This is a genomic window from Shewanella sp. S1-49-MNA-CIBAN-0167 (assembly GCF_040310145.1).
Classification (GTDB): Bacteria; Pseudomonadota; Gammaproteobacteria; order Enterobacterales; family Shewanellaceae; genus Shewanella; species Shewanella psychromarinicola.
On record NZ_JBEOPO010000530.1, the window covers coordinates 1 to 231 of the forward strand.

Consider the following 231-nt stretch of genomic DNA (forward strand, 5'->3'; position numbering starts at 1 on the left):
CACGGGCTCGTTCTCGTAACGATTTACCGCGTAAATAAGCGGTTCCATACTCAGTAACAATATAGTGTACATGCGCACGGGTGGTTACCACGCCAGCGCCTGGCGATAAAACGGTGGCAATCCGCGACACGGTGCCATTAGCCGCAGTACTGGGTAATGCGATAACAGAACGACCACCTTCAGAAAGCCCCGCGCCGCGTATAAAGTCCATCTGACCGCCTACACCGGAAT

1 protein-coding gene is annotated in these 231 nt (G+C 54.1%); it reads right to left on the reverse strand.

What is annotated here, in order from left to right:
- On the reverse strand, positions 1 to 231 hold a 231-nt coding region (locus AAEZ00_RS22300), incomplete at both ends, for an acetyl-CoA hydrolase/transferase C-terminal domain-containing protein (protein WP_351090241.1).